This window comes from Mycobacterium sp. 852002-40037_SCH5390672, assembly GCF_001665875.1.
Classification (GTDB): Bacteria; Actinomycetota; Actinomycetes; order Mycobacteriales; family Mycobacteriaceae; genus Mycobacterium.
In genome coordinates this window covers 177,594-200,489 of record NZ_LZTA01000001.1, presented here as the reverse complement: position 1 = coordinate 200,489, position 22,896 = coordinate 177,594, and the positions used below count along the sequence as shown (strand labels likewise).

Here is a 22,896-nt window from a genome sequence, read left to right as displayed (position 1 = left end):
CCTAATGGCGATCGCAAGCGCGGCGAAGCCGGGCGCAGCGGGTCGCCATGCACCTTGATGCGATCGGCGCGGTCAGCGCACGACGATGGTGTGCTCGCCGCGCGGTACCAGCTCGCCGATGACGGGCGCGCCCGGGATCTCGCCGGCGATCAGCAGCCCGCCGGAGGTTTGCGCGTCGGCGAGCAGCAGGGCGTCTTCCTCGCCCACGGCGGTCAGGTCGACGTGCGGCGCCACCCAATCGAGGTTTCGCCGGGTGCCGCCGCTGAGGTAGCCGGCGGCCATCGCCGCCCGCGCGCCGTCCAGGTAGGGCACGGCCGCGGCGTCGATGACCGCCGTGACGCCGCTGGCCCGCGCCAGCTTGTGCAGATGTCCGAGCAGCCCGAAACCGGTTACGTCGGTGGCACATTCGACCCCGGCCGCCAGCGCCGCGGCCGCCGCCCCGGCGTTGAGCGTGGTCATCACGGCGATCGCCTCTTCGAAGCGCTCGCCGGTGGCCTTGTGCCTGTTGTTCAGCACACCGACGCCGAGCGGCTTTGTCAGCGACAACGGCGTTCCCGGCTTGCCGGAATCGTTGCGCAGCAGGCGGTTTGGGTCGCCGATCCCGGTGACTGCCAGCCCGTACTTGGGCTCGGGGTCATCCACGCTGTGCCCGCCGCCCAGGTGGCAGCCGGCCAGGCCGCACACATCCAGCCCGCCGCGCAGTGTCTCGGCGGCCAACTCGAACGGCAGCACATCGCGCGGCCAGCCCAGCAGATTCACCGCGACCACCGGGCGTCCACCCATCGCGTAGACGTCGGACAGCGCGTTGGTGGCCGCGATCCGGCCCCAGTCGTACGCGTCGTCCACCACCGGTGTGAAGAAGTCCGTCGTCGCGATCAGCGCCGTACCGTCCTGGATCCGCACCACGGCCGCGTCGTCGCCGTTGTCCAGACCCACCAGCAACTCCCCCAACGGGTCACGCGGCGGGTTTGATCCCAGTCCTCGAAGCACGTCCTCCAGCTCACCGGGCGGGATCTTGCAGGCGCAGCCGCCGCCGTGGGCGTATTGAGTCAGCCGGTACGTCACGGCGTCCATGGTGCCCGCGCCGGACAGGCTGCGACAATTGGCGCCATGGCTCAAGGAGGCGTGCCCGGTCTGGTGACCGGCGCGGTCTTCAAAACCGTCGAACGGCAGACGCTGCCGCTGGCGGGTTCGATTCCCGTCCGCCTCCGCCATGCTCTTTCGGGCCTGCGATGACTGACCCGCGCCGACGGGTGCCCGGCACCGACACACTGCTCACCGATCCGCGCCTGGCCGCGGCGCAGCGGGTGCTGGGCCGAGCCCTGGTGAAGTCGGTGATCACCGCGGCCCAGCAGCGGGCACGCGCCGGCGAGATCTCACCCGAGCAGGTCGCCGAGCACGCCGTCGCCGCACTCCCCGCCACCGCGTCGAGCCTGCGGCCGGTCATCAACGCCACCGGCGTGGTGGTGCACACCAATCTGGGCCGCGCGCCGCTGTCACGGGCCGCGCTGGATGCGGTGGTGGCCGCCGGCGGTACCACTGACGTCGAGTTCGACCTGGCCACCGGCCGGCGGGCGCGCCGCGGACGGGGTGCGCTGACCGCGCTGGGACGTGCGGTTCCGAGCGCCGGTGGCGTGCACGTCGTCAACAACAACGCGGCCGCACTGCTGTTGACCGCCATGGCGCTGGCTCCCGGCAAGGAAATCGTGCTCAGCCGCGGCGAACTGGTGGAAATCGGTGATGGGTTCCGAATTCCCGAGCTACTGGAATCCACCGGATCGCGGCTGCGCGAGGTCGGCACCACCAACCGCACCAGCCTGCGCGACTACACCGAGGCGCTCGGGCCGCAGACCGGTTTCGTGCTGAAGGTGCACCCATCCAACTTCCATGTCAGCGGGTTCACCTCGGCCGTCGACGTCGCGGCGTTGGCACCGGAACTGCGCAAGCTCGGCGTCCCGCTGGTGGTTGACATCGGCTCGGGCCTGTTGTCACCGCATCCGGTGCTGCCCGACGAGCCGGATGCGACGTCGACGCTGGCCGGCGGCGCCGACCTGGTGACCGCAAGCGGGGACAAATTGCTCGGCGGGCCGCAGGCCGGGTTGCTCTTCGGTCGCCCCGAGCTGATCGAGCGGATTCGGCGCCATCCCGCGGCGCGCGCCCTGCGGGTGGACAAGCTGACGCTGGCCGCGCTGGAAGCGACCCTGCTGGGGCCGCCGCCGCCTGTCGCGCAGGCGCTGGCCGCCGACGTCAAAGGACTGCGCGCCCGGGCCGAGTCGCTGGCCGCCGGGCTGCCCCGCGAAATTGGGGCGGTGGCGGTGGAGTGCATGGCTGCCGTCGGCGGCGGCGGCGCGCCCGGTGTCGAATTGCCCAGCGCCGCGGTGAGCCTGCCCGAGTCCTACGCGGCCGCGTTACGCATCGGCAGCCCGCCCGTCGTCGGCCGGCTGGAGGGCGGCCGGTGTCTGCTCGACCTGTGCACGGTGCCGCCCGAGGACGACGAGCTGCTGGCCGCGGCGGTACGGGCGTGTTCGTCCTAGCCACCGCCGGGCACGTCGATCACGGCAAATCGACTCTGCTGCAACGGATTACCGGCATGCGGCCGGATCGGTTGGCCGAGGAACAGCGCCGTGGCCTGACCATCGATCTGGGCTTCGCGTGGACCGAGCTCGGTGGCCGTCAGCTGGCGTTCGTCGACGTGCCGGGCCACGAGCGGTTCGTGGCGAACATGCTGGCCGGGGTCGGAGCGGTCGGGGCGGTGGTTTTCGTCGTGGCCGCCACCGAGGGCTGGATGCCGCAGTCGGAGGAACATCTGGCGGCGTTGGACGCGCTCGGGGTCCGCCACGGACTGCTGGTGATCAGCAAGGCCGATCTGGCCGATCCGGCTCCAGCGGGCGCGCAGGCGTCGGAACGGCTGGGCGCCACGTCACTTGCCGGCGCTCCCGTCGTGATCGGTACCGACCTCGACCGGGTACGCACCGAACTGCTGGCGCTGACCGACCGGCTGCCCCCGCCGGACCCCGAGGCCGACGTGCGGCTGTGGGTCGATCGCAGCTTCACCGTCCGGGGTGCGGGCACCGTCGTCACCGGCACGCTGTCCGCCGGCACGGTGCGGGTGGGCGACGAACTCGAGCACGCCGGACGGCGCGTCACCATCCGCGGGCTGCAATCGTTGGGCCGCGGTGCGGACGCGGTGGGCCCGGTTTCCAGGGTCGCGCTGAATCTGCGGGGCGTGGACCGCCACGACATCGGTCGCGGGGATACCGTGCGCACGCCGGGCGCGTGGCTGGACACCGCGGAGGTGGACGTCGCGCTGCGATCCGCGGACACGCTGCACCGCCAGCTCGTGCTGCACATCGGGTCGGCGGGCGTGCCGGTGCAGGTGCGCCGGCTGGGGTCCGCCGCGGCGCGGCTGAGGCTGGCCAGGCCGCTGCCGTTGCGGGTGGGAGACGTCGGGCTGCTCCGCGACCCCGGGCAGCACCGGATCGCGGCGGGAATCGAGGTGCTCGACGTCCGCCCACCCGCGCTCCGACGGCGCGGCGCGGCGCGGGTTCGCGCCGCAGAGCTGGCCACCGGGCAGGTCCGGGCGCCCGACTTCGCGCGCGTGGCCGACCTGCGCGCCATGGGTCTTCCGGCGCGCGGGCAGCGGGTGGGCGACTGGGTGGTGGACCCGCGGCAGTGGGCGGCGCGACGGGAGGACGCGACCGCGGCGGTGCGGCGCTGGGCGAGCGATCACGACGTCGCGGCGGGCATGCCGCTGGAAACGCTGCGACAGCAGGTCGGGCTGCCCACCGCCGAACTCGTGCCGAAGTTGCTCGACGGCAGCGGCCTGGAGGTGGCCGACGGGCTGGTCCGCCGGCCCGGGACGGGTCTGCCGGCCCGCGTCGACGAGGCCGTGCGCGCGGTCGAGGAGTGGCTGGGCGCCGAGCCGTTCCGGGCGCCCGAGGCCGATGAGCTCGCGGAGCTGAAGCTGGGCCCCCGCGAGCTGGCCGCGGCGGTGCGGGCCGGGCGGCTGACGCGGATCGCCGACGGGGTGGTGCTGGGACGCGACGCGCTGGACCGTGCCGCCGGCGTGCTGGCGACGCTGCCGCAACCGTTCACCGTCAGCGAGGCGCGCCGGGCGCTGGGCACCACCCGGCGGGTGGCGGTGCCATTGCTGGAACAGCTCGATGCCCGGCGCGTGACGCGCCGCGGCGATGACGGAAGCCGGGTTGTGGTCTGACTCGGGTGGCTAAAGGCGCTCTTTGACGGCGGCCGAGAGGCGGGCGCCGTCGGCCTTGCCGGCGGCGATCGCGGTGGCGGCCTTCATCACCTGGCCCATCTGTTTCATCCCCGGCCGCTCGCCGATTTCCTCGGCGACCTGAGCGATCGCGGTGTCGGCAACGTCGGCCACCTCGGCCTCGGTGAGCGGGGTGGGCAGGTATTCGTCGATGATCCGGCCCTCGGCGTGCTCGTTGGCGGCGAGCTCTCCGCGCCCGTTCTGCGTGTAGATCTCCGCGGATTCGCTCCGTTTGCGCGATTCCTTGGCCAGCACCTTGATGACTTCCTCATCGGTGAGGTCTTTGGCCTGCTTACCGGAGACTTCCTCGGTTTGGATCGCGGCCAACAGCATGCGCAGCGTGGCCGTTCGCAACTTGTCCTGGGCCTTCATCGCCGCGGTCAGGTCCGTCCGGAGCCGGGATTTGAGTTCCGCCATGTGTGAGACGCTACGCGCCGGGCGGAGCGGCAACATTGTGAAATGCCCCGACCGCCGACAGGATGGAGCCCATGACGAACGACGCGCCCGGCTGCAAAGGCCGCGGGGTTCGGTGAGCGCGCCGCCGCCTGGTTATCCGGCTGGTCCGCCACCGGCATACGGTCCACAACCTGAATACGGTCCACCCGCGGGATATGGCCCGCCACCGGCATACGGTTCGCCACCCGGATACGGGCCACCTCCGGGCTACGGTCCGCCACCCGGATACGGGCCGCCGCCAGGCTACGGTCCGCCACCCGGATACGGGCCGCCGCCGGGCTACGGTCCGCCACCCGGATACGGGCCGCCGCCGGGTTATGGATCGCCGTCGCCGTTCGGCGCGCCGCCGGGCTACGGAGCCGTCAAACCCGGGATCATCCCCCTGCGGCCGCTGACACTCGGCGACATCTTCAACGGCGCAGTCGGCTACGTCCGGGCGAATCCGAAAGCGACGTTGGGTTTGACCGCCATCGTCGTGGTGATCATGCAGATCATCACCAAGGTCGCGTTCTTCGGACCGCTGGCCGCCGCCGACAGGTTCAGCACCGATCGGCCCGGCGAACTGAGCTCGGGGGTCCTGGGTGCCTGGTCTGCATCCGTGGGCGGCGGCATCCTGGTCGGCTGGCTGGGCGGCATGTTGCTGTCCGGCATGCTCACCGTCATCGTCGGGCGGGCGGTGTTCGGGTCACCGATCACCATCGGCGAAACCTGGGCAAAAATCCGCGGACGACTGCTGCCCCTGCTCGGTTTGGCCCTGCTGGAAGCGGTCGTGGTGGCGGCCCTTGCCGGCCTGGTCGCGGTGATCATCGGGGTGTTGGCGGCGATCGGCAATGCCGCGGCGGCAGTGGTGTTGGGCATCCCCCTGGTGCTGGTCGTCCTCGCGCTCCTGGCCTACCTCTACACCGTGGTGCTTTTCGCTCCGGTGCTGATCGTGCTGGAGCGGCTGCCCGTCATGGACGCGATCACCCGATCGTTCAAGCTGGTTCGCAACGGCTTTTGGCGGGTGCTGGGTATCCGGCTGCTCACCTTCTTGGTGGCATCCGTCGTCGCCAACGCCGTCGCGGTGCCCTTCAGCATCGTCGGCCAGTTTTTCCAGACCACCTCGTCCAGCACGGCGTTCCTGGTCAGCACCGCGGTTCTCTCGGTGGGGGCGGCGATCGGCGAGATCATCACCGCACCCTTCAACGCGGGAGTCATCGTCTTGCTGTACACCGACCGCAGGATGCGCGCCGAGGCATTCGACCTGGTGTTGCAGAGCGGGGCCGCCCAGGGGCCCTACGCGGCCGCCTCCACCGACAACCTCTGGCTGACGCGGCCCCTCTAAGGGGCCGAAAAGGACTGGCTGGGGATGCCTTCCATCGACATCGACCGCGATGCCGCACACCGCGCCGCGCAGGACGAGCTCAACAAGCCGATCTATTCCAAGGGCTCCGCGCGGGAACAATTCGTCGACTGGCTCAACGACCTGATCTACCGGTTGCTGCAGAAGACCTCCACGGTACCGGGCGGATGGCTCACCGCGACAGTGCTTTTCATTCTGCTCGCCGTCGCGGTGATCGTCGGCGTTTACCTTCTGCGGCGCACCATGCGCACCCGCCGCGGCGGCGACTACTCGCTGTTCGAAGCCGCCCAACTGACCGCCGCCCAGCATCGCGCGACCGCCGAGAACTACGCGGCCGAGGGCGATTGGGCCGCGGCGATTCGTCACCGGCTGCGCGCGGTTGCCCGGCTGCTCGAGGAGACCGGGGTGCTGACACCGGCCCCGGGCCGGACGGCCAACGAGCTGGCCCGCGACGCCGGTGCCGCCCTGCCGCACCTGGCCGGCGAATTGGCGCAAGCGGCAACGGCTTTCAACGATGTCACGTACGGTGAACAGCCCGGAACCCAGGCCGCCTACCAGATGATCGCCGACCTGGACGAGCACCTGCGGTCCCGGTGGCAGGGCGGTCCGCTGGAGCCTGGCCGGCCCGTCGCGCCCGAGTCATGGGCGGTGGTGCGGTGATGGCGACGATGACCGGTGCCCGACCCGAAACCACGCCACGGCGCTGGCGGTCCTGGCGTTGGGTGCTCGTCACGCTGCTGGTGCTCGCCGTCATCGCCGGCGTCGATGCGTATCTGAGCGCACCGCGGCCCGGTGCACGCATGGATCCGGAGGCAACCGATTCCGACGGTGCCCACGCACTGGTGGAGTTGCTGCGCGGCGCCGGAGTCGACGTCGTCGTGGCCAACAACATCGCCGACGTCGAACACGCGGCGCGCCCGGACGCGCTGATCCTGGTGGCCCAGAGCCAGTACCTCACCGACACGCTGCTGGACCGGTTGGCCAACGTCGAGTCGGATCTGCTGCTGGTAGAGCCGACGACACGGACCCGCGAGGCGCTGCTGCCGGACATACGGGTCTCCGGGGCCAACGGTTTTGACCTCGACCCGAATTGCACGTTGCGCGAGGCTGTCCGGGCCGGGTCGGTTCGGTTCGGGCCGAGCAATACCTACGAGTCCAAGGACGGCCGGGCGATGACCCGCTGCTACGACGGAGCCCTGATCCGCTTCCGTGCCGACGGCCGCACCATCACGGCCATCGGCAGCACCGACTTCATGACCAACGGCAGCCTGCTGCAAGCGGGCAACGCCTCGCTGGCGATGAACCTCGCGGGCGACCGGCCCCGGCTCATTTGGTACGCGCCACACCAAATCGAGGGTGAATCCTCTTCCAATGCATCGCTTTTCCAATTGATTCCGCCCAACGTGATCTGGATTGTCGGGCAGCTGGCACTGGTGGTGCTGCTGGTCGCCATATGGAAGGGCCGCCGGCCCGGACCACTGGTGGCGGAGGATTTACCCGTGGTGGTGCGCGCGTCGGAGACCGTCGAGGGTCGCGGCCGGCTGTACCGGTCCCGACGGGCGCGTGATCGCGCGGCCGCGGCGTTGCGCACCGCCACCGTGGCGCGGCTGTTGCCGCGGCTCGGCCTCGGCGCGGGCGCTTCGCCGGCGGCGGTGGTGACCACCGCGGCCGGGCGCATCGGATCCGATCCGGCGTTCGTCTCCTACCATCTGTTCGGTCCTCCCCCGACGACCGACAACGACCTGTTACAACTTGCCCGTGCGCTCGACGAAATCGAAAGGCAGGTCGCACACCCGTGACACAATCCACTACCGCCCAGTCCCCTACCGCTGAATCGGCACGCGAGGCGCTGCTCGCGTTGCGCGGCGAGCTCGCCAAGGCTGTCGTCGGGCAGGAGGGCGTGGTCAGCGGACTGGTGATCGCGCTGCTGTGCCGCGGCCATGTGCTGCTGGAAGGCGTTCCGGGAGTGGCGAAGACGCTGCTGGTCCGGGCGTTGTCCGCGGCGCTGCAGTTGGAATTCAAGCGGGTGCAGTTCACCCCCGACCTGATGCCCGGCGACGTGACGGGTTCCCTGGTGTACGACGCGCGCACGGCCGCATTCGTGTTCCGTCCCGGCCCGGTGTTCACCAACCTGCTGCTGGCCGACGAGATCAACCGGACGCCGCCCAAAACCCAGGCCGCGCTGCTCGAGGCGATGGAAGAGCGACAGGTCAGCGTGGATGGTGAACCGCAGCCGCTGCCCGACCCATTCATCGTGGCCGCGACCCAGAACCCGGTCGAATACGAGGGCACCTACCAGCTGCCCGAGGCTCAACTGGACCGCTTTCTGCTCAAACTGAATGTGGCGTTGCCGCCGCGAGACGCCGAGATCGCGATCCTGCACCGGCATGCGCACGGCTTCGATCCGCGCGATCTGTCGGCGATCAAGCCGGTCGCCGGGCCCGCCGACCTCGCGGCCGGCCGCGACGCCGTACAACAGGTGCTGGTTGGTGACGAGGTGCTGGGTTACATCGTCGACATCGTGGGCGCCACCCGGTCCTCGCCCGCGCTGCAATTGGGTGTGTCCCCCCGCGGGGCGACCGCGCTGCTGGCCACGTCGCGCTCCTGGTCCTGGCTGTCCGGCCGCAACTACGTCACGCCCGATGACGTGAAGGCCATGGCCCGTGCGACGCTGCGGCACCGGGTGATGCTGCGGCCCGAGGCCGAACTCGAAGGGGCCACACCCGACGGTGTGCTCGACGGGATCCTGGCGTCGGTTCCGGTGCCCCGCTAGTGGTCCTGACCGGACGCACCGGGCTGGTCGCACTGATCTGCGTGCTGCCTATCGCGTTATCTCCTTGGCCGGCAATGACTTTCGCTGCTCTGCTGATAGCGCTGGCGTTCGTGGTGGTCCTGGACATCGTGCTGGCGGCCAGCACCGCCACATTGCGCTACGCCCGTTCCCCGGATCGCTCCGCCCGACTCGGCCAACAGGTGGATTGCGGGCTGCTGATCCACAACGAGGGCCCACGCCGGTTCCGTGGCCAGATCCGCGACGCCTGGCCGCCCAGCGCCCTGGCGCAGCCGCGCATCCATCCCGTCAACATCCCCGCCGGCCACGACCAGCACGTCGCGACCCGGCTACAACCGGTCCGTCGCGGCGATCAGCGGGCGACGGTGGTGACCGCCCGATCGATCGGCCCGCTGGGGTTGGCCGGACGGCAAGGTTCACGACCGGTGCCGGGGCAGCTGCGGGTGCTGCCCCCGTTTCTGGCCCGCAAGCACCTGCCGTCGCGGCTTGCCAAGCTACGTGAGATCGACGGCCTGCTGCCCACACTGGTACGCGGGCAGGGAACCGAATTCGATTCGCTGCGAGAGTATGTCGTCGGTGACGACGTGCGCTCGATCGACTGGCGCGCCACCGCGCGCCGCGCCGATGTGGTGGTGCGCACCTGGCGGCCCGAACGCGACCGGCGGGTGGTGATCGTGCTGGACACCGGCCGTACGGCGGCGGGGCGCGTCGGCGTGGATCCGACCGCGTCCGATCCCGCGGGTTGGCCGCGGCTGGATTGGTCGATGGACGCCGCGCTGCTGCTGGCGGCCCTCGCGTCGCGGGCCGGGGACCATGTCGACTTCCTCGCCCACGACCGGGTGAGCCGGGCGGGCGTGTTCGGCGCCGCACGCACCGAACTGCTTGCCCTACTGGTCGACGCGATGGCGCCGCTGCAACCGACGCTTGTCGAATCCGACTGGCGGGCAATGGTTTCCGCTATTGCATTGCGTGCCCGCCGGCGTTCCCTGGTGGTGCTGCTGACCGACCTCAATCCCGCCGCCCTCGACGAGGGCCTGCTGCCCGTGCTGCCGCAGCTGGCGGCCAAGCATCACCTGCTGCTGGCCGCAGTCTCCGACCCCCGCGTCGACCACATGGCCGCGGGGCGTTGGGATGCGGCGGCGGTGTACGACGCGGCGGCCGCCGAACGATCCCGCAATGACCGCGGCGCGATCGCCACGAGGCTGCGCCACAGCGGGGTGGAAGTCGTCGACGCGCCGCCCACCGAATTGGCACCGGCCCTTGCCGATCACTATCTGGCGATGAAGGCGACCGGCCGGCTTTAGCGAGTCGGCACGATGTCCGGCGCGTCTTCCATATCGCCGCTTTCCCCGGCCTTCACACCGCGGCGGCCGAAGTAGACGATGTAGGACAAGAACGCCACCTCGGCGAGGATGCCGATGCCGACCCGCACGAATGTCGGCAAGGGTGACGGCGTCACCAACGCTTCGATCAACCCCGAGACCAGCAGCACTGCAACCAGACCCACGGCGACCGAGACGACGGCACGGCCCTGCTCGGCGAGCACCTGTCCTCGGGGCCGGTCTCCGGGCGAGATCACCGACCACCCGAGCCGCATTCCCGTTGCCCCCGAGAGGAATACCGCCGTGAGCTCCAGCAACCCGTGCGGGGCGAGCAGACCCAGCAGCAGGCCGCCCTTGCCGGCCGGAAACATCAGACCGGCAATGACGCCCAGATTGGCGGCGTTCTCGAACAGCACAAAGGGGATGGGCAGTCCCAGCACCACGGACAGTGCGATGCATTGAGCGGAGACCCAGGAGTTGTTCACCCAGATCTGCAGCGCGAAAGCAGCGGCGGGATGTTCGCTGTAGTAGGACTCGACGTCGTGGTTGACCAATTGCTGGATGTCACCGGGCGTTCCGAGAGCGGACTGCACGTCCGGGTTGCCGGCGACCCATAGCGCGACGATCACGACCACGGCGAAGAACGCAGCCGCGGTGGCCAGCCACCACCGCCAGGTGCGGTACGCCACGACCGGGAAGGACACCGTCCAGAAACGGGTGAACGCACTGCTCAGTGGCGCATGGGCACCGGTCACAGCGGAGCGGGCCCGCCCGACCAGACTCGAGAGCCGACCGATCAACATGGAATCCGACGACGCCGAGCGCAACATCGACAGGTGGGTGGAGACTCGCTGGTAGAGCTCGACAAGTTCATCGATTTCCGCGCCGGACAACGACCGGCGTCTCCCGATCAGTCGGTCGAGGCGATCCCAGGTAGGGCGATGGGCCAGCACGAATGCATCGACGTCCACCCTGGGCAGCCTAATCGCAGCGCCGGCACACCAAAGGACGGCGGGCCACCCGTGCCCAACCTGTACCGTTCGAAGTTATGTCGGAGGTGGTGACCGGGGACGCTGTGGTGCTCGACGTGCAGATCGCCCAGCTGCCGGTGCGGACGTTGAGCGCGCTGATCGATATCACGGTCATGGTCATCGGTTACCTGCTCGGTCTGATGCTGTGGGCTGCCGCCCTGACTCAATTCGACACCGCACTGACTAACGCGATCCTGTTGATATTTACGGTGCTGGTAATTGTGGGCTATCCCTTGGTCCTCGAAACGGCAACGCGGGGACGCTCGGTGGGCAAGATAGCGATGGGACTGCGTGTCGTGTCCGACGACGGGGGCCCAGAACGCTTCCGGCAGGCGCTGTTTCGCGCCCTGGCAGCACTGGTGGAAATCTGGATGCTGTTCGGTAGCCCGGCCGTCATCTGCAGCATCTTGTCCCCCAAGGCCAAACGGATCGGCGATGTCTTCGCCGGCACGGTGGTGGTCAACGAACGCGGACCCCGACTCGGGCCCCCACCGATGATGCCGCCGTCATTGGCGTGGTGGGCATCGTCGCTTCAGCTGTCGGGTCTGTCCGTCGGCCAGGTCGAGGTTGCACGCCAATTCCTTTCCAGGGCAACACAGCTCGACCGTCAGCTGCGCCAGCAGATGGCGTACCGTATCGCCGGTGACGTGGTGGCCCGCATCGCGCCACCACCACCGCCGGGCGCCCCGCCAGAACTGGTGCTCGCCGCGGTCCTTGCCGAGCGGCACCGCCGCGAACTGGCCCGGCTGCGCCCGGCGATGCCCGTGCCGGGGCAACCACCCATGGGGCGGGCGCCCTGGCCACCGGCCGGCACCGCGTACCAGGTTCCTCCAGGCCGGCCTGGCCCACCGCCGGGTCCGCCACAACAATTCGTCGGATGGCCGGACCCGCAAGCGGGTCGACCCGGCCCGGGAGACGCCGGTGCGCCGGACGGTTTCTCACTGCCTCACTAGCCGGCCACACTCACCGCCATGAGGGCGACGTCGGCGACCAGCAGCGCCCATCCGCACAGCGGAACCGCGATGCCCCAGCGGCGTTTGGCGGTGAAGAACGAGATGATGATGACGACGACGGCGACCGCGGGCGCGCCGTAGAACGCGACGCCAAAATTGATTCCGCCGTGGCCCAGGTTGGGACAGCTGGGTTCGCTGCAGCCGTCGGTGCTCATGACGGCGCCGAGCGCGAAGATCATCACCAGTGCGGCGGCGGGCACCGTCGCCAGCGCCAGGCCCCAGTTGACCCACGGCCGGGTGTTGCGGCGCGGCTCGCCGGCGGGGCGGCCGTATGGGGCCGCGCCGGCGGCCCCGCTACCGACCGTGAGGTTGTTGTTGGCGTCCATCCCGATAGTTGGTACCCGCGACCGTCGTATACAAACCGCGTCGCCCGGGTGTCGCGCGCGGGTGATCTTCCGGTTTTCCCAGTTCAGGGCGCGAAAACGGGCTTTTCTCAATATATCCGGTTGCATCGCGATAGTTTCCGATATATCGTCATACATCGAAGCGCACGATCGGTGCGCAACCCATGAACGTAAGGACACACAATGAGCAACCCATTCACTCCTCCCGAAGGACCATTCGCCGGCCGGCCCGGCTTCGGCTTTGGCTCCGGCCCGGTTGACCGGCGCGCCCTGCACGAGGCACGGCGCCAGGCCCGACGGGACTTTCGCGAGCATCTGCGCGACCACGCCGGCGGCCACGACGGCCCGCTCGGCTTCGGTCCCGGCTTCGGCCCGGGCTTCGGTCCCGGCTTTGGTCCGGGCTTCGGCCTCGGGCCCGGTGGCCGGCGCGGCGGTTGGCGCCGTGGCCCGGGTCGCGGCAAGCGCGGCGACGTGCGAGCCGCGATCCTGACGCTGCTGGCCGAGCGGCCGATGCACGGCTACGAGATGATCCAGCAGATCGCCGAACGCAGCAATGGACTGTGGAAGCCCAGCCCTGGTTCGGTCTACCCGACGCTGCAGCTGCTCGACGACGAAGGCCTGATCACCGCGAGCGAATCCGAAGGCAGCAAGAAGCTTTTCGAGCTGACTGACCAGGGCCGCGCGGGGGCCGAAAAGATCGAGACCCCACCGTGGGACGAGATCACCGAAGGCGCCGACCCCGGGCAGATGAATCTGCGGGCGGCCGTAGGCCAGTTGTTCGGCGCGGTCGGGCAGTCCGCCCACACCGCATCCGCCGAGCAGCAGCAGCGCATCGTCGACATCCTCAACAATGCGCGGCGTGAAATATACGGCATTCTCGGCGAAGACTGAGTGCCTCCGGCGGGCCCTGGATCAGGTCGCATCACGTGACGCATCACGTTACGGAGACCCAATCCAGGGTCCGCTGCACCGCTTTGCGCCAGCCCGCGTAACCCGCGGCGCGGCGCTCGTCGTTCCAGGCCGGCGTCCACCGCTTGCCCTCTCGCCAGTTGGCACGCAGGTCGGCCGGATCGGCCCAAAACCCCACCGCCAAACCGGCCGCGTAGGCGGCGCCCAGCGCGGTCGTCTCGGCGACCACCGGCCGTACCACGTCCACGCCAAGCACATCAGCCTGAATCTGCATGCACAGGTCGTTACCGGTGATGCCGCCGTCGACCTTCAAAACCTCGAGGTGCACACCGGAATCCGCCGCCATGGCGTCCACCACGTCGCGACTCTGGTAGCAGATCGCCTCCAACGTGGCGCGCGCCAGGTGCGCGTTGGTGTTGAACCGCGACAGCCCGACGATCGCGCCGCGCGCATCGGACCGCCAGTAGGGCGCAAACAACCCGGAAAACGCGGGCACGAAATAGACTCCGCCGTTGTCGTCTACCTGACGCGCCAGTGATTCGCTTTGGGCGGCGCCGCTGATGATGCCCAGCTGATCACGCAGCCACTGCACGGCCGCGCCGGTCACCGCGATCGAACCCTCAAGCGCGTACACGGGTTTGGCGTCCCCGAACTGATAGCAGACGGTGGTCAGCAGCCCGTTGTCGGAGCGCACGATCGTCTCACCGGTGTTGAGCAGCAGGAAATTCCCGGTGCCGTAGGTGTTTTTGGCTTCGCCCTCGGACAGACAAACCTGGCCCACCATTGCCGCATGCTGATCGCCGAGCACTCCGGTGATCGGTACCTCGCCGCCGGCGGCCCCGGTCTCCGATGTCACGCCGTAGGGCCGCGGCGACGACGAGGGACCGATCTTCGGCAACATCGCACGAGGGACGGAGAAAAACGACAGCAGCTCGTCGTCCCAGTCCAGGGTCTCCAGGTTCATCAACATGGTCCGGCTGGCATTGGTCACATCGGTGGCGTGCACGCCGCCCCGCGGCCCCCCGGTCAGGTTCCACAACACCCAGGTGTCGGCGGTTCCGAACAACGCGTCCCCGCTTTCGGCGGCCTCGCGCACCCCGTCGACGTTCTCCAGGATCCATTGCAGCTTGGCACCGGCAAAGTAGGTGGCGGGGGGCAGGCCGGCCTTGCGGCGGATCACGTCGCCGCGGCCGTCGCGTTCCAGCGCCGACGCAATCCGGTCGGTACGGGTGTCCTGCCAGACGATCGCGTTGTAATAGGGTCGCCCGGTCTTGCGGTTCCACACCAGCGTCGTCTCGCGCTGGTTCGTAATACCCAGCGCCGCAATGTCATTCGGACTCAGATTGGCACGGTTCAATACCGACGTCAGCACAGAGGAGGTGCGTTCCCAGATCTCGACCGGGTCGTGCTCCACCCAGCCGGCCCGGGGCAGGATCTGTTCGTGCTCGAGTTGATGGCGGGCCACTTCGGCGCCGTCGTGATCGAAGATCATGCAGCGAGTGCTGGTGGTCCCCTGGTCGATGGCGGCGACGAATTCGGCGAACTCGGCCAACTGCTCTCCTCCACCCGTAAGGTCGGAACACTCTTGCGTCGAAAGTCCATCATGGTCTACCCGCCGGACGGGCGAGACCGGAACCGCGACTCGTGGGAACTTGCGTTACCGGCGGTAACCCTGTTGCATCTGCGTTGTGGGCGAAGAGGTCAAGCGCACCACCTACGACAGCGCACATCGGCGGGAATACCGGCGCAAGGTAGCACTGTGCGTGGACGTCTTCGAGACGATGCTGGCCCAGTCATGCTTCGATTCCGAGCAGTCGCTGACCGGCATGGAGATCGAGTGCAACCTCGTCGACGCCGACTATCAGCCGGCCATGTCCAATCGGCCCGTGCTCGACGCCATCGGCGATCCGGCGTATCAGACCGAATTAGGCGCCTACAACATCGAATTCAACGTCCCTCCGCACGCGCTGCCCGGACACTCCGGGCTCGATCTCGAGGCCGAGGTGCGGACCAGCCTGAACGAAGCCCAGGCCAAGGCAGGCGCCGCGGGCGGCGCCCACATCGTCATGATCGGGATCCTGCCCACTTTGATGCCCGAACACCTCGACCACGGCTGGATGAGCGAATCGACGCGATACGCAGCGCTGAACGACTCGATCTTCACCGCCCGCGGCGAGGACATTCCCATCGACATCTCCGGCCCCGAACCGCTGAGCTGGCACACGGCCACGATCGCACCCGAATCCGCCTGCACCAGCATGCAATTGCACCTGCAATTGGCGCCGGAGACGTTCGCCGCGAACTGGAACGCGGCGCAGATCGTGGCGGGCCCGCAGTTGGCGCTGGGCGCCAACTCGCCGTTCTTCTTCGGGCACCTGCTGTGGGCGGAAACGCGTATCGAACTGTTCACCCAATCCACCGACACCAGGCCCGAGGAGCTGAAAACGCAGGGCGTGCGCCCGCGGGTGTGGTTCGGCGAGAAGTGGATCGACTCGGTCCTCGACCTGTACCGGGAGAACATCCGCTACTTCGGATCCCTGCTGCCCGAGGTGTCCGATGAGGACCCGGTCGCCGAGCTGGCCGCCGGGCGCATACCGCACCTTTCGGAACTGCGCCTGCACAACGGGACCGTCTACCGGTGGAACCGTCCGGTCTACGACGTGGTCGACGGTCGCCCCCACCTGCGGCTGGAGAACCGGGTGTTGCCGGCCGGGCCGACAGTCGTCGACATGCTGGCGAATTCGGCGTTCTTCTACGGCGTGCTGCGCAGCTTGTCCGAAGCGGACAACCCGTTGTGGCACAGCATGGATTTCGGTGTGGCAGAAGCCAATTTCCTGGCGGCGGCGCGCCACGGGATCGACGCGCGGCTGCACTGGCCCGGGGTGGGTGAGGTGAGCGCACGTGACCTGGTGCTCGACACACTGCTGCCGATCGCCGACGACGGATTGCAGCGCTGGGGCGTCGACACCGAGGTGCGCGACCGGTTCCTCGGGGTGATCGAAGGCCGCGCCCGCACCGGACGCAATGGTGCCAGCTGGCAGGTGTCCACCGTGCGGGCACTGCAGGACGGCGGCATGAGCAGGCCGGCGGCGCTGGCCGAGATGCTGCGCCGGTACTGCGATCACATGCACGCCAACGAGCCGGTGCACACCTGGGAGTAGGTTGAACACCATGTCGTCTGATCAAGTGATGGACTGGGACAGCGCATACCGCGAGCAGGCCCACTTCGAGGGTCCGCCGCCGTGGAATATCGGTGAGCCACAACCCGAACTGGCGGCTCTGGTCGCGGCGGGCAAATTCCGCAGCGACGTGCTGGACGCCGGCTGCGGGGTTGCCGAGCTGTCACTGGCGCTGGCCGCCCAGGGTTACACCGTGGTCGGTGTCGACCTCACCCCGACCGCCGTCGCGGCGGCCACCAAGTCCGCCCAAGAGCGCGGATTGACCACGGCCAGCTTCGTGCAGGCCGACATCACGTCGTTCTCCGGCTACGACGGACGGTTCGCCACCGTGGTCGACAGCACGCTGTTCCACTCGTTGCCGGTGGACGGGCGCGACCGCTACCTCGAGTCGATACACCGGGCGGCCGCCCCGGGCGCCCGCTTGTTCGTCCTGGTGTTCGCCAAGGGCGCCTTCCCGGCCGAGATGGAAACCAAGCCCAACGAGGTCGACGAAGGCGAGCTGCGCGACGCGGTGAGCAAGTACTGGGAGATCGACGAGATTCGCCCCTCCTACATCCTGTCGAACGTCGTCAACATCCCCAATGCCCCGTTCGAATTCCCGCCGCATGATCGCGACGAGAAGGGCCGGATAAAGATGCCGGCCTACTTGCTGACGGCGCACAAAGCCGGCTAGCTCTTACGCGGTTGTGGCCGCGGTCGCGGCGATGAGCGCTTCGGCGAAGGTCTCCAGGTCGTCCGCCGTGGTGTCCAGGTGCGGCGAGATCCGCAGCACCGGTTGGGTCAGCTCCAGCGGCGCCCGCTGCACCCCGGCAAACGTGGTCAGGATCCGTCGCTCGGCGAGGAGCCAGGCCCGCACCGCCTGCGGGTCGGCACCGTCGTTCGGCGCCAAAGTGGTGATGGCGCTGGGTTCTTCAACCTCTTCGACCACCGTCCACCCGGCCACGTCGGCCAGCACCGTGCGGCTCAGGCTGCCCAGCTCGGCCAGACGTGCACACACGGCCTGCGGCCCGTAGGCAAGGTGCTCGCCCAGAGCCAACGAGAACCCCAGGCGCGCAGCGATATTGGCTTCGCCGAATTCCAGCTGTTCGGCCACCGTCGGTGAGCCGTCATTCCTGGCCCAGTCCGGCGCGGCCAGCCTGGGGCGCAGGCTTTCCATCAGCTCCCGACGCACCCCGAGCATTCCCACACCACGCGGCCCGGCCATCCATTTGCGCGACGAGGAATAGGTCGCCTCGGCGCCCACCGCGCAGTCCACCTGACCCAGCGCCTGCGCGGCGTCGACGACCAGCGGCAACCCCAATTCCCGGCAGAGTCGGGCAATCATCGAAACCGGCTGCACCACACCGCAATGGCTGGCTACCGCGGTCAGGTGCACCAGATCCGGCGGGTCGGCGTCCAGAGCAAGTGCCGCGTCGTCGAGTGCGACCCGGCCGTCTTCCAGGGTGGGCAGCAGTTGCCGGTCGAATCCGTGGGCGGCCATCAGGGCCAGGTTGGGTCCGTATTCGCCGGGCAGGCAAGCTACCGTTCGGCGTTCGGCCGGCCAGCTGCCCAGCAGAAGATCCAGGGCGTTCAGCGAGCCGGTGGTGAAAACCACCTCCGCGTCCGACATTCCGGTCAGCGCGGCGAATGCGACGCGCCCGGCGTCGAGCACCGGTGCGGCGGCCTCCGCCGCGACGTAGCCGCCCACTTCGGACTCGTTGCGGGCGTGCTGCGCGGTCGCCTCGATCACCGCGAGGCTTTGCCGTGAACAGGCCGCGTTGTCCAGGTGCAGTCCGGCCATCGGGGGGCGGGCTGACCGCCATCGGTCGGCCAGCGCGTTGCCGCCGGTCACTTCACGGCCAACGACAACCCGAAGTCGCCCGCATCGTCGGTCCACCACCGGGTGCGACGCAACCCCGCGGCGGCTAATTCGCCAGTCACCTTGTCGGCGTGGAACTTGCAGGACACCTCGGTGAGCATTTCCTCGCCGGCCTCGAAGTCGACGGTCAGCTCGAGCGCGGCGACGCGTACCCGCTGGCGACGGTCGGAGCGCAACCACATCTCGATGCGTTCCTCCGCCGCGTTCCACCGGGCCACGTGCCGGTAGGCGTCGACGTCGAAATCGGCGTCGAGTTCCCGATTGACCACCGCGAGCACATTGCGATTGAACGCCGCCGTCACACCGGCGGCGTCGTCATAGGCGCGCACCAGCCGCTCGGTGTCCTTGACCAGGTCCGTGCCCAGCAGCAGGCTGTCGCCGGGCCGCATCTGCGCGGACAGGGCGGCAAGGAACTCCGCGCGTGGCCCGGGCGTGAGATTGCCGATCGTCGACCCCAAGAACACGAACAGCCGTCGCCCGCCTTCGGGGATCTCGGTCAGGTGCTCTTCGAAATCGCCGCAGACGGCCTTGATTTCGACTCCCGCGTATTCCCGTTGAATCGCCGCGGCGGCGGTCGACAGGATGCTGGCGTCGACGTCGAACGGGACGAACCTGCGCAGCGAACCCCGTTCGCGCAGGGCGTCGAGCAACACCCGGGTCTTCTCCGATGTCCCGCTGCCCAATTCCACCAGGGTGTCGGCTTCGCTGGCCGACGCCACTTCGGGCGCACGCCCGCGCAAGATCTCGGCCTCGGTGCGGGTCGGGTAGTACTCGGGCAGCCGGGTGATCTGATCGAACAGATCACTCCCCACCGAATCGTAGAACCATTTGGGCGGCAACATCTTTGGGGTCTTCCGCAGGCCGTCGAGCACATCACGACGCAACGCGTGGTAGGCGGAGTCGGCGGCCAGGTGGTTCGATAGCGACAGCGTCATCACGATCCTCTCGAATGATCCAGCGGCGTCATCGTGACACCATTCGCAGTGACTTCGACAAGATGGCGGTCCGGCACGTCCTCCCAATCGGAGTCGTTGTCATAGGGTTCGCTGGCCAGGACCACGCCGTCGGAGCGGCGCAGGATGGACAGCGTGTCACCCCATGCCGTGGCCAACATACGAGAGCCGTTGGCGGCCAATATGTTCAGCCGAGCGCCGGCGTCGGCCGCCGCTATCTCGGTGATGGTCTGCCCCAGCGCGTCGAGGCCACGCTCGAAGATGACGGCCGCCAGTATCGCGCTGTCGCAGACCGATTCGGCCCGTGTCGTGGTCGGCAACACGGCTCGGTCGACGATCCCGTTGTGCGACAACAACCACTGCCCGTCGGTGAACGGCGCGGTCGCGCTGACCTCGATCGGCATGCCGACGGTGGCCGAGCGCACCGCGGCCACCACGCAGCGGCTGCGCAGCGCGGGCGCGATGGAATCGAAGGACACATCCCCCCACAGCGGCGCCTGGCTGCGCCAGCGGCGCGGCACCACGCCTTCCGACGAGCCTTCGGCTGAGGTGTCGAAAAACCCGACGCCCCAACCGTCGGCGTTGAGCAGGCAGTGTTTTTGGCGGCGCGGCGCATAGGACTGCACCCGCAGCCCGAACGGCGGGTCGAGCACCAGCGAGGAAACCGTGACGTCAGTCCCCAGCCATCCCAGGTGCCGGCACATCAGGCGTAATCCCCGGCATCGGAGACGTCCCACGCCAACCGGACCCCGGAGAAGATCTGGCGCCGGTACGGGTGATCCCAATTGCGGAAACTCGGCCGCATGATGCCCGCCTCCACGGCCCACGAGCCGCCGCGCAGCACCCGGTAATCGCCGTCGAAGAAGGGCTGCGAATACCGTTCGTACAGCATCGGGACGAAGCCCGGCCAGGGCCGTAGCGGGGAGGTAGTCCACTCCCAGACCTCGCCGAGCAACTGCTCGGCCCCGTACGCCGAAGCGCCGGCGGGGTAGGCGCCGACGGGCGCCGGCCGCAACGCCGCGCCGCCCAGGTTGGCCAGCGCCTCATCCGGTTTGCGGTCACCCCAGGGATACCGGCGCCGGGTGTTGGTGGACGGATCCCAGGTGCAGGCCTTCTCCCATTCCACCTCGGTGGGCAGCCGGGCACCGGCCCAGGCCGCGTAGGCCTCGGCCTCGAAATAACTGACGTGCTGGACGGGTTCGTCGGCCGGGATGTCTTCGACATGGCCGAACCGGACGCGGGTCGCCCCGTCGGAACTCCAGAACTGCGGCGCGGTCAGGCGAGCGTCCTGGCGGTGCTGCCAGCCGCGCTCCGACCACCAGCGCGGCTGGTCATAGCCACCGTCGTCGATGAACTGCCGCCATTCGCCGTTGGTGACCGGAACCCGGCCGATCCGGAACGCCGGCAGGTCGACGACGTGGCCCGGGCGTTCGTTGTCCAACGAATAGGGCTCGTTTGCGGCATCCACGCCCAGCACAAACTCACCGGCGGGCACCAGCACCGACGTGCCGGCCAGCCCCGCTCGACCGGCCGGCAGCGCCGACGTGTCCGGTAAAAGCGGTGCGCCGCTGCGCAAGTTCAATGCCTGCAGCATGGTTTCGTCGTGCTGGTTTTCGTGGCTGACCACCATCGCGTACACGAAGGCCGCCTGGTCGCCGGCGGGGTCGTCGGGCAGCGCGTCAAGCGCGTCGAGCACGGCGGAGCGCACGGTCCGGCAGTATGCCCGCGCTTCGTCCGGCGAGAGCAGCGGCAGGTCGACCCGGCTGGCGCGAGAATGTACGAAGGCGTCGTAGAGCCCCTCGACGGCGGGCGGCAACATTCCCGGCCGCGCCGGATCACCACCCCGCAACAGCCACAGCTCTTCTTGCTGACCGATGTGCGCCAGATCCCACACCAACGGGCTCATCAACGGGTCGTACTGGCGGCAGAGTTCGGCGTCGTCGAAGTCGAGCAGACGCAACGTCCGCGTCCGGGTCCGCGCCAAGTCGTCGGCGATCGCCTCCCGTGCCGTCACGGCTCCCCTTGCCAGCAACGCGCCGCCGCCGAGACCGCAGCCGCGAGCCCGTGCTCGATCACCTGGTCGGAGAAATCGTCGCCGGGACACCGGCCCTGCTCGACCAGGCGGACCAACCGCTGCATCGAATCACTGAGTTCGGCGGGCGCTTTCGCGGCGGCGATGGCCACGCACGCGTTGGCCGCGTCGTACAGCCGGCGATCTCGCAGCCCCACCCGGGCGGCCGCGTCCCAGGCGGTGGCCACCGGTTCGACGACCTCTGCCGCGATGTCGGCGGCGGCCGGGTCATCGAGCAGGGCCACCAGGGTGAACGCCACGGCGGGCCACAAGGCATCCGGCACGCTGTCCAGGTAGCGGATCTCCAGCCACTGCCTGGGCCGCACCGGCGGGAACAACGTGGTCAGGTGGTACTCCAGGTCGGCGAGGCTCGGGCGCCGTTCCCCGAGCAACACCCGGCCGTCGGCCCAGTCAGCGAAGGGCACCCAGTGCGTGACGGCCTCGGCGTCCGGGTTGTGTACCAGCATCACCGGGGCCTTGAGCGCATAGCGCGCCCAGTCGGTGCCCGGATCGTCGCCGCTGGCCCCCAGGATGGGTCCGCAGCGCGCCGAATCCATTCGGCCCCACACCCGCTGCCGGCTGGACACCCAGCCGGTGTAGTCGCCGACCAGCATCGGCGAGTTGGCCGTTATCGCGATCATGGTGGGCCCCAAGGCATGTGCCAGGCGCACCCGCGCCGCCCAGCCGTCCCGCGGCCCGGCGTCCACATTGACCTGAATCGAGGCGGTGGACGTCATCATCTGCGCGCCCGCTTCCCCGGAGTGGCTGGTCGCGAAGAACTGTTCCATGGCGCGGTACCGGGCGCCCGGGTTGATGCGCTTGGGCGGCCGCAGCGGATCGGCACCCAGGAAAACCAGGCCCAGCCCGGCCTCAGCAAATGCCGGCTGCAGCACGGCCTGATCCCGGCGCATGGCGTCGATGGCGGGTGCTACACCGTCGGCCGGCGGCCCGGACAGTTCGACGGCGCCGCCCGGTTCCACGGTGATCTTGCTGCCACCCGGCAACGCCGGGAGCGCGTCGAGCACTTCGGCGATTTCGTCCCAGCCCGGTCTGCGGTGCGGGTCGGCCGGGTCGTGGCAATGGGCCTCCAACTCCAGACCCACCCGCCCCAGCGGGGCGTCCACCAGACATCCCTCGGCGATGTACTGCGCGACGGCCGCGGAGTCGGCCAGCTCGGGGGCACAGTCCGCACCGGCCACCCGCGACTCCGACTGCGAAGCCGCGGCGGTGAGCGGCGCGAACGTCATATCACGATCCCTTCGGGCCGGCGCACGCCTTGGCATGCTCCTGACCGCTTCCCTGCGCAGCTAATCGAACGATAATCGGCACTACTTCGTCTAGTGCTTCATCTATC

Annotated in this window: 21 protein-coding genes and 1 tRNA gene; 12 read left to right on the top strand and 10 right to left on the bottom strand. The window is 69.2% G+C overall.

Translation table 11 applies throughout. The features are described 5' to 3' along the window. Window positions 1–72: 72 nt before the first annotated feature. Window positions 73–1,074: a selenide, water dikinase SelD gene (gene selD / locus A5782_RS00945; protein ID WP_369815566.1), complete on the bottom strand. Its 1,002-nt coding sequence runs from the start codon at window positions 1,072–1,074 to the stop codon at window positions 73–75. Window positions 1,075–1,119: 45 nt separating this feature from the next. On the opposite strand from selD, the gene A5782_RS00940 reads away from it, so the two are divergent. The 3 genes from A5782_RS00940 (at window position 1,120) to A5782_RS00930 (ending at window position 4,216) form a co-directional block, all read left to right on the top strand. Continuing rightward, window positions 1,120–1,214 (top strand) — tRNA-Sec (locus A5782_RS00940). An 18-nt stretch (window positions 1,215–1,232) separates the two neighbouring features. Next, window positions 1,233–2,534, top strand: coding sequence for an L-seryl-tRNA(Sec) selenium transferase (gene selA, locus A5782_RS00935; RefSeq protein ID WP_067093742.1), 1,302 nt, complete (start codon window positions 1,233–1,235; stop codon window positions 2,532–2,534). Further along, the gene (locus A5782_RS00930) at window positions 2,522–4,216 is read left to right on the top strand and encodes a selenocysteine-specific translation elongation factor (RefSeq protein WP_067093740.1); all 1,695 of its coding nucleotides are present in this window, start codon (window positions 2,522–2,524) and stop codon (window positions 4,214–4,216) included. Before selA ends, A5782_RS00930 begins: the two co-directional genes overlap by 13 nt. Before the next feature lie 9 nt (window positions 4,217–4,225). On the opposite strand, the gene A5782_RS00925 is transcribed toward A5782_RS00930, so the two are convergent. Continuing rightward, window positions 4,226–4,690 (bottom strand): GatB/YqeY domain-containing protein, encoded by a 465-nt coding sequence (locus tag A5782_RS00925; protein ID WP_067093738.1) that lies wholly within the window; start codon window positions 4,688–4,690, stop codon window positions 4,226–4,228. On the opposite strand from A5782_RS00925, the gene A5782_RS00920 reads away from it, so the two are divergent. Genes A5782_RS00920 through A5782_RS00900 form a run of 5 tightly spaced genes read left to right on the top strand, consistent with a single transcriptional unit; the run spans window position 4,689 to window position 10,166 of the window. Then, window positions 4,689–6,053, top strand: a complete 1,365-nt coding sequence (locus tag A5782_RS00920) for a hypothetical protein (RefSeq protein ID WP_197694060.1) — start codon at window positions 4,689–4,691, stop codon at window positions 6,051–6,053. The two genes, A5782_RS00925 and A5782_RS00920, sit on opposite strands and share 2 nt — an antisense overlap. A 24-nt stretch (window positions 6,054–6,077) precedes the next feature. After that, the gene (locus tag A5782_RS00915; protein ID WP_067093733.1) at window positions 6,078–6,731 is read left to right on the top strand and encodes a DUF4129 domain-containing protein; all 654 of its coding nucleotides are present in this window, start codon (window positions 6,078–6,080) and stop codon (window positions 6,729–6,731) included. Then, window positions 6,731–7,870: a DUF4350 domain-containing protein gene (locus tag A5782_RS00910; protein ID WP_067093861.1), complete on the top strand. Its 1,140-nt coding sequence runs from the start codon at window positions 6,731–6,733 to the stop codon at window positions 7,868–7,870. Before A5782_RS00915 ends, A5782_RS00910 begins: the two co-directional genes overlap by 1 nt. After that, window positions 7,867–8,844 carry a MoxR family ATPase gene (locus tag A5782_RS00905; RefSeq protein ID WP_067093730.1) on the top strand — a complete coding sequence of 326 codons (978 nt, stop codon included), beginning with the start codon at window positions 7,867–7,869 and terminating at the stop codon, window positions 8,842–8,844. Before A5782_RS00910 ends, A5782_RS00905 begins: the two co-directional genes overlap by 4 nt. Next, entirely contained in the window at window positions 8,844–10,166 is a 1,323-nt protein-coding gene (locus A5782_RS00900) for a DUF58 domain-containing protein (protein ID WP_067093728.1), read from the top strand. Before A5782_RS00905 ends, A5782_RS00900 begins: the two co-directional genes overlap by 1 nt. On the opposite strand, the gene A5782_RS00895 is transcribed toward A5782_RS00900, so the two are convergent. Further along, a complete protein-coding gene (locus A5782_RS00895; RefSeq protein ID WP_067093725.1) occupies window positions 10,163–11,155 on the bottom strand; it encodes a stage II sporulation protein M in 993 nt (330 codons plus the stop codon). The two genes, A5782_RS00900 and A5782_RS00895, sit on opposite strands and share 4 nt — an antisense overlap. Before the next feature lie 77 nt (window positions 11,156–11,232). Between A5782_RS00895 and A5782_RS00890 the strand changes: the two genes are divergently transcribed. Continuing rightward, a complete protein-coding gene (locus A5782_RS00890; protein ID WP_067093723.1) occupies window positions 11,233–12,168 on the top strand; it encodes an RDD family protein in 936 nt (311 codons plus the stop codon). Here A5782_RS00890 and A5782_RS00885 read toward each other — a convergent pair. Beyond that, the gene (locus tag A5782_RS00885) at window positions 12,165–12,554 is read right to left on the bottom strand and encodes a hypothetical protein (RefSeq protein ID WP_067093720.1); all 390 of its coding nucleotides are present in this window, start codon (window positions 12,552–12,554) and stop codon (window positions 12,165–12,167) included. The genes A5782_RS00890 and A5782_RS00885 overlap by 4 nt on opposite strands. Window positions 12,555–12,755: 201 nt before the next feature. Between A5782_RS00885 and A5782_RS00880 the strand changes: the two genes are divergently transcribed. Continuing rightward, window positions 12,756–13,463, top strand: coding sequence for a PadR family transcriptional regulator (locus tag A5782_RS00880; protein ID WP_067093718.1), 708 nt, complete (start codon window positions 12,756–12,758; stop codon window positions 13,461–13,463). Between the two features lie 43 nt (window positions 13,464–13,506). On the opposite strand, the gene glpK is transcribed toward A5782_RS00880, so the two are convergent. After that, window positions 13,507–15,033: a glycerol kinase GlpK gene (gene glpK, locus A5782_RS00875; RefSeq protein ID WP_067093715.1), complete on the bottom strand. Its 1,527-nt coding sequence runs from the start codon at window positions 15,031–15,033 to the stop codon at window positions 13,507–13,509. A 136-nt stretch (window positions 15,034–15,169) separates the two neighbouring features. Between glpK and A5782_RS00870 the strand changes: the two genes are divergently transcribed. Then, on the top strand, window positions 15,170–16,642 hold the full coding sequence (locus tag A5782_RS00870) for a glutamate--cysteine ligase (RefSeq protein WP_067093712.1): 1,473 nt from the start codon (window positions 15,170–15,172) through the stop codon (window positions 16,640–16,642). Window positions 16,643–16,652: 10 nt separating this feature from the next. After that, window positions 16,653–17,333 carry a class I SAM-dependent methyltransferase gene (locus A5782_RS00865; RefSeq protein ID WP_067093858.1) on the top strand — a complete coding sequence of 227 codons (681 nt, stop codon included), beginning with the start codon at window positions 16,653–16,655 and terminating at the stop codon, window positions 17,331–17,333. Between the two features lie 3 nt (window positions 17,334–17,336). Here A5782_RS00865 and egtE read toward each other — a convergent pair whose 3' ends face one another. From egtE to egtA, 5 genes are read right to left on the bottom strand one after another with little or no spacing between them, the layout of a single operon-like run. Beyond that, on the bottom strand, window positions 17,337–18,440 hold the full coding sequence (gene egtE, locus A5782_RS00860; RefSeq protein ID WP_231986564.1) for an ergothioneine biosynthesis PLP-dependent enzyme EgtE: 1,104 nt from the start codon (window positions 18,438–18,440) through the stop codon (window positions 17,337–17,339). A gap of 47 nt (window positions 18,441–18,487) precedes the next feature. After that, window positions 18,488–19,453 carry an L-histidine N(alpha)-methyltransferase gene (egtD, locus tag A5782_RS00855; RefSeq protein ID WP_067093705.1) on the bottom strand — a complete coding sequence of 322 codons (966 nt, stop codon included), beginning with the start codon at window positions 19,451–19,453 and terminating at the stop codon, window positions 18,488–18,490. Further along, entirely contained in the window at window positions 19,453–20,175 is a 723-nt protein-coding gene (gene egtC / locus A5782_RS00850) for an ergothioneine biosynthesis protein EgtC (protein ID WP_067093704.1), read from the bottom strand. Before egtC ends, egtD begins: the two co-directional genes overlap by 1 nt. Then, a complete protein-coding gene (egtB, locus tag A5782_RS00845; RefSeq protein ID WP_067093702.1) occupies window positions 20,175–21,485 on the bottom strand; it encodes an ergothioneine biosynthesis protein EgtB in 1,311 nt (436 codons plus the stop codon). The genes egtC and egtB overlap by 1 nt, the downstream gene beginning before the upstream one ends. Continuing rightward, the gene (egtA, locus tag A5782_RS00840; RefSeq protein WP_067093699.1) at window positions 21,482–22,789 is read right to left on the bottom strand and encodes an ergothioneine biosynthesis glutamate--cysteine ligase EgtA; all 1,308 of its coding nucleotides are present in this window, start codon (window positions 22,787–22,789) and stop codon (window positions 21,482–21,484) included. Before egtA ends, egtB begins: the two co-directional genes overlap by 4 nt. Between the last annotated feature and the right edge of the window lie 107 nt (window positions 22,790–22,896).

Bases quoted from the DNA above. Each gene is read 5' to 3' on its own strand.
- selD (WP_369815566.1), bottom strand. From the start codon at position 1,074: ATGGACGCCGTGACGTACCGGCTGACTCAATACGCCCACGGCGGCGGC.
- selA (WP_067093742.1), top strand. From the start codon at position 1,233: ATGACTGACCCGCGCCGACGGGTGCCCGGCACCGACACACTGCTCACC.
- A5782_RS00920 (WP_197694060.1), top strand. From the start codon at position 4,689: ATGTGTGAGACGCTACGCGCCGGGCGGAGCGGCAACATTGTGAAATGC.
- A5782_RS00925 (WP_067093738.1), bottom strand. From the start codon at position 4,690: ATGGCGGAACTCAAATCCCGGCTCCGGACGGACCTGACCGCGGCGATG.
- A5782_RS00915 (WP_067093733.1), top strand. From the start codon at position 6,078: ATGCCTTCCATCGACATCGACCGCGATGCCGCACACCGCGCCGCGCAG.
- A5782_RS00910 (WP_067093861.1), top strand. From the start codon at position 6,731: ATGGCGACGATGACCGGTGCCCGACCCGAAACCACGCCACGGCGCTGG.
- A5782_RS00890 (WP_067093723.1), top strand. From the start codon at position 11,233: ATGTCGGAGGTGGTGACCGGGGACGCTGTGGTGCTCGACGTGCAGATC.
- A5782_RS00885 (WP_067093720.1), bottom strand. From the start codon at position 12,554: ATGGACGCCAACAACAACCTCACGGTCGGTAGCGGGGCCGCCGGCGCG.
- A5782_RS00880 (WP_067093718.1), top strand. From the start codon at position 12,756: ATGAGCAACCCATTCACTCCTCCCGAAGGACCATTCGCCGGCCGGCCC.
- A5782_RS00865 (WP_067093858.1), top strand. From the start codon at position 16,653: ATGTCGTCTGATCAAGTGATGGACTGGGACAGCGCATACCGCGAGCAG.
- egtE (WP_231986564.1), bottom strand. From the start codon at position 18,440: ATGGCCGGACTGCACCTGGACAACGCGGCCTGTTCACGGCAAAGCCTC.
- egtD (WP_067093705.1), bottom strand. From the start codon at position 19,453: ATGACGCTGTCGCTATCGAACCACCTGGCCGCCGACTCCGCCTACCAC.
- egtC (WP_067093704.1), bottom strand. From the start codon at position 20,175: ATGTGCCGGCACCTGGGATGGCTGGGGACTGACGTCACGGTTTCCTCG.
- egtA (WP_067093699.1), bottom strand. From the start codon at position 22,789: ATGACGTTCGCGCCGCTCACCGCCGCGGCTTCGCAGTCGGAGTCGCGG.